This is a genomic window from Motilibacter deserti (assembly GCF_011250635.1).
GTDB classification, from domain to species: Bacteria; Actinomycetota; Actinomycetes; order Motilibacterales; family Motilibacteraceae; genus Motilibacter_A; species Motilibacter_A deserti.
Window position 1 is genome coordinate 3,675 of the sequence record NZ_JAANNP010000077.1, and the last position, 5,195, is coordinate 8,869.

Below are 5,195 nucleotides of genomic sequence, written 5' to 3' on the forward strand. Positions count from 1 at the left end.
AGCCGTCGTTGGGGGTGGACTCGGCGAGGACGTACGCGAAGGTCGCGCCGCCGTCGGCGGAGAGGCTGATCTTCACGTCGGTCGCGTTGATGGGCGCGCCTGCGGTGCCGGCGACGTCCCAGGTGACGGGGAGGGCGTTCTCGTAGTTCACCGCGGCCGAGGTGGCCTGGGAGGTCACGAGGAACGGCCCGGTCCCCGGCGCCAGGTTCACCGTCGTGTCCTGGCTGCCGACGCCACCGCCGTTCGGCGCGAAGTCGCGCGCAGTCAAGCGGAAGTGCATCGGGCCGACGTAGTCGGCGGTCGGGAGGAACTCGGAGAAGCACTCGACGATGACCGGGTCGACGGCCGGGGGCCGCTGGTTGTTCGGCGGCAGCGGCGGGGCGGCGGGGCAGGCACCGGTCTTGGCGTTGGTGTTGTTGACCAGGATCTGCGCCATGTCCGGGAAGACGCGCGTCGGGTTCGTCGTGAGGGTGTTCTCCCCCGGCGAGTTGTAGAGGACGGTGTTCGCCGGCGTGACGTTCGCGCGGGTGCCGAAGACGCGGAAGAGCGGGCCGTTGATCTTCCGGTTGTTCACGAGCGCCGTGCCGACAGTGGTTGCGGCACCGGTCGCGGGGTCGATCCCGCGGCCGAGGTCGATCTGCTCCCACGAGTAGTACGGCTGCTGGCCGTCGGCATCCGTCGCGCCCCCGGTCAGGGAGAACGGCGTGCGGTAGGGGATCGTGAAGGACTCCGGCGTTGACACCATCGGCGGCGTGTTGCCCGTGGGCGTGATCTGCCAGCCGTTGTTGTCGACTGGGCCGCCCTTGGCCGTCTCGCCGACGAAGCCGGAGGAGCCGCGGAAGCTAGCGATGCCGAGTTGGTTGACGTTTTGGCCGGCGAGCGAGCCGGAGAACGTGACCTGGAAGCCGAAGGCGTTGAGCGCGCCGGTGTTGCCGAAGGGGGCGACCGTCGCGACCGCGCCGGCGGGCCACGTCGGGCTCGACTCGAGCGCGGCCTTGATCCCCGCTGCGGTGTAGTTGTGGCCGAAGTAGATCGGCGCGGTCGGCGAGCCGTCGACGAGCAGCTGGAAGGCGTCCTTGCCGTCGAGGTCGAAGTCGCGCAGCGAGACCGTCTGCACCTCGTTGATCGCGGGGCGCGAGCTCGTGATGTAGGCCGTCATCTCCTGCTGGCTGTACGCCGAGAAGTACGGGTCGCTGTGCGGCTGCAGGTCGTCCTGCCAGCAGATGCCGGCGTACGCCATGATCGAGGAGCCGGAGCCCGGCTCCACCGAGGTGGTGGAGTTGCGGTTGCCGCCGGAGCAGTTGCTCTGCGCGCCGTTGAAGGTGTGGTTGCCGGAGAACTGGTGGCCGATCTCGTGGGCCACGTAGTCGACGGCGTAGTAGTCGCCGACCGGCGTCGGGAGCCCGGTGCACCCCTGCGCCTTGCTGCCGCCGCCGACGACGCCGAGGCTCGCGACACCGCCGCCGTTGCGGCCGAGGCCGATGTGGCCGATGTCGTAGTTGCTGGCGCCGATGAGCTGGCCGAGGACGATCCGGGTACGGCTGAGCGTCCCGCTGCCGCAGGTGTCCAGCTGCGTCGTGGTGACGCCGCCGGCGTTGGTCGAGGAGGTGTAGCAAGGGGCCGCGCCGCAGGGGCCGTTCGCGCCGAGGGCCTTGGCCGTGGTGTCGAGGTTGAGCTTGTCCGTGCCGTCGACGAGGACCATGCGGACGGCGAGGTCGTCCTCGTAGATCTGGTTCACCCGGTTCATCAGGGTGACCTTGGCGGCCAGCACGTTGGCCGAGCCGAAGTAGCTGGCGTAGGTCGGGTCGGTGACCAGGGCCAGGCGGTAGGTCCGGAGCACCGTGCCGATGTCCGGGCCGGCGGCGGCACGGACGTCACCCTCGGCGAGGACGGACGCGGCCGTGGCCGAGACCTCCTTCTCGGCGAAGGGTGCGTCGGGGTTCTCCAGGTCCCGCCCGAAGTAGCTCACGTAGAGGCTCTGGTCGCCCTTGTAGTACGGGTCGACGAACCACGCGCCGGAGGAGCTGCGGACGGAGGCGTGGAACCCCAGCGGAGAGAGGTCGGCGTGCACGGTGGCCGACGGGTCGTCGATGCCGACACCGGTGTAGGTCCTGATCTCCGGGTGCTTCGCCGCCAGCTTCGCCTCGAGCATCGCGTACTCGCTCACCGAGAAGCGCGCGAACCCGCCGCCGGGCTTGGGCAGCGCGAGCACCGAGCCGGTGATGCTGGGCGCCTCGTCCGGCGCCGCCTCGAGGATCTCGGCCAGGTCGCCCCGGTCGAGCTTCACGGCGTTGAGGTCGTCGGCCGCGATCTCGGCCTTCTTGCCCTTGTAGGTCGTCGCGGGCTCGTCCCCGACGTTGTCCCAGACCGCTTCGGCCTTCGAGGCCGCCTGCGCGGTCGTGCCCGGCAGCGGGAGGACCGAGCCGGCGAGCACGACGCCGAGCACGGGGAGGCCGGCCCGCAGCGCGCGGGCGCCGAGGCGGGCCTTCTGTGGCGAGCGGCCGTGCGACCGCATCGACCCGATCATGTGCAGGTTCCTTCCGTCGTGACACGAGACGCCGCAGCGCGCCGGCCCCCGTGGGGCGCCCGGCGCAGCTGCGGCGAGCAAGGGTAGGCACCGTGTCCGGAAGAGCGCAGGAGGATCCGGTTCGTCGTGATTGACGGAGGCAATCAGGGATGATTGTGCAACGCTGAGTATCCGAGCCGTGTCGTTCGGTCACTGGGTCGGCGCGCGGCTCAGGTCGTCGAGGACGCCGGCGAGCGCGTCGACCGCCCGGTCGAGGTCGGCGGGCTCGACCACGATCGGCGGCGCGAGCCGGATCGTCGAGCCGTGGGTGTCCTTCGCGAGCACGCCGCGCTCGGCCAGCCGGAGGCAGACCTCCTTCCCGGACGCGAGCGCCGGGTCGACGTCGACGCCAGCCCACAGCCCGAGGCTGCGGACCCCCACGACGCCGCGCCCGAGCAGGGCGTCCAGCCGGCCGCGGAGCCGGGCGCCGAGCGCGGCCGCCCGCTCCTGGTAGTAGCCGGTGGCAAGCAGCCGGACGACCGCGAGCCCGACCGCGGACGCGAGCGGGTTGCCGCCGAACGTCGAGCCGTGCTCGCCGGGGTGCAGCACGCCGAGGACGTCGTCGTCCGCGACCACCGCCGAGACCGGGAGGATGCCCCCGCCGAGCGCCTTCCCGAGCAGGTAGACGTCCGGCACGACCCCGAAGTGCTCGCACGCGAAGGTGCGCCCGGTGCGCCCGAGGCCCGACTGCACCTCGTCGGCGATCAGCAGCGCGCCGGCCCGGTCGCACACCGCGCGCACGCCGGGCAGGTACGCCGGCGGCGGGACGATCACGCCCGCCTCGCCCTGCACGGGCTCGAGCAGGACCGCCGCGGTCGAGTCGTCCACGGCGGCTTCCAGGGCGGCCAGATCGCCGTACGGCACCCGGCGGAACCCGGGCGTGTAAGGGCCGAAGCCCGTCCGCGCCGAGGGGTCGTCGGAGAAGCTGACGATGCTGATCGTGCGGCCGTGGAAGTTGCCGCCCGCGACCACGACGTTCGCGGTGTCCGGCCGGACGCCCTTCACGTCGTACGCCCACTTGCGGGCGATCTTGATGCCGCTCTCGACGGCTTCGGCGCCGGTGTTCATCGGCAGGACCTTGTCCTTGCCCGCGAGCGCCGCGAGCTCGGTGACGAACGGCCCGAGCTGGTCGCTGTGGAACGCGCGGCTGACCAGCGTCACGCGGTCCAGCTGTGCCTTCGCGGCCGCGACGAGCTCCGGGTGGCGGTGCCCGAAGTTGACCGCCGAGTAGCCCGCGAGGCAGTCGAGGTAGCGGCGCCCCTCGACGTCGTTCACCCACGCGCCCTCGGCCTGCGCGACCACCACGGGCAGGGGCGAGTAGTTGTGCGCGGCATGGGCGTCGGCGAGCGCGATGTGCTCCGCCGACGTGCTGGCGCCGGACCCGGCGAGCGCGGTCACGGGCGTACCTCCAGGGTGCAGCACTTGACCCCGCCGCCGCCCTTGAGCAGCTCGGAGAGGTCGACCGGGACGGGGACGTAGCCGTGGGCGCGCAACCGGGTGGCCAGGCCGGTGGCGGCAGCGGCGAGGACCACGTGGCGGCCGTCGGACACGGCGTTGAGGCCGAGCACCTCGGCGTCCCGGTCATCGGCGAGGATCGCATCAGGGAAGAGGGATTCCAGAACCTGTCGACTGCTGAGCGAGAACGCCTCGGGCAGGTAGGCGACGTTCGCGTCGTCGAGCACGGCGAGCGCGGTGTCGAGGTGGTAGAAGCGCGGGTCGACCAGCTGCAGCGACACGACCCGCCGGCCGAAGAAGCGCTGCACCTCCGCGTGCGCGGCCGGCGACGTACGGAACCCGGTCCCCGCGAGGATCAGGCCGCCCACCACGAGGAAGTCGCCCTCGCCCTCGTTGACGTGCTCGGGCTCGCGCGCGTCTTCCAGCCCGGCCTGCACGAGCCAGTCGAGGTACGCCGGCCCCTCCGCCGCGCGCTCGGGGTACGCGAACCGAGCTCCGATCGCGCGGCCTCCGACGACCAGCCCGCCGTTGGCGGCGTACACCATGTCCGGCAGCCCGGGGACGGGGTCGATCAGCTCCACCTCGTGGCCGAGGTCGAGGTAGGTGCGGCGCAACGCCTCCCACTGGCGCGTCGCGAGGCCCACGTCGACGGGCGTCCCGACCTGCATCCACGGGTTGATGGCGTATGCCACGGCGAAGTGGTCCGGTCGGCACATGAGGTAGCGGCGCCTGGTGGCCGCCCGAGCTGCGCGCGCGGGCTGGGCGGGGACCTGCGGCAGCGCGCCCGCGCCGGGAGGGCGCTCGCTCCTCAGCGGGATCGTCGTCACGAGGGCTCCTCGGTGCAGGGGGAGTCGGCGGCGCCGGCGACACGGGCGGCAGGTGTGTCGAGGCTAGGCAGCAGCCGGGCGCGCCACAATGACGATCCGAGGCCGTCGGAGCGGCAGAACGTTGCGTCTTCGCGGCCTTCGCCGGTGAATCGTTGCGCGAGGAGGACGGATGGCGACGGACCGGACGGACAAGGAGATCCTCGTCGCCCTGCAGCGGGACGGCCGCGCAAGCTACGCCGACATCGGCAAGGCCGTGGGGCTCTCCGCACCGGCGGTGAAGCGCCGAGTGGACCGGATGCGCGACGACGGCGTCATCCGCGGCTTCACCGCCGTCGTCGACTCGGCGG

At 72.3% G+C, this 5,195-nt stretch carries 4 protein-coding genes; 1 reads left to right on the forward strand and 3 read right to left on the reverse strand.

The annotated features are described in order from the left end of the window. From G9H71_RS19535 to ddaH, 3 genes are all read right to left on the reverse strand, one after another. Window positions 1–2,527: M12 family metallo-peptidase (locus G9H71_RS19535; protein WP_231135134.1), on the reverse strand; the 2,527-nt coding region annotated here is incomplete at its 3' end. Window positions 2,528–2,716: 189 nt separating this feature from the next. Beyond that, window positions 2,717–3,964, reverse strand: coding sequence for an ornithine--oxo-acid transaminase (gene rocD, locus G9H71_RS19540; RefSeq protein WP_331273134.1), 1,248 nt, complete (start codon window positions 3,962–3,964; stop codon window positions 2,717–2,719). Beyond that, the gene (gene ddaH, locus G9H71_RS19545) at window positions 3,961–4,737 is read right to left on the reverse strand and encodes a dimethylargininase (protein WP_166284466.1); all 777 of its coding nucleotides are present in this window, start codon (window positions 4,735–4,737) and stop codon (window positions 3,961–3,963) included. The genes rocD and ddaH overlap by 4 nt, the downstream gene beginning before the upstream one ends. A gap of 280 nt (window positions 4,738–5,017) precedes the next feature. On the opposite strand from ddaH, the gene G9H71_RS19550 reads away from it, so the two are divergent. Continuing rightward, window positions 5,018–5,195, forward strand: a 178-nt coding sequence (locus tag G9H71_RS19550) for an Lrp/AsnC family transcriptional regulator (protein ID WP_166284465.1), incomplete at its 3' end; no start/stop codon positions are given.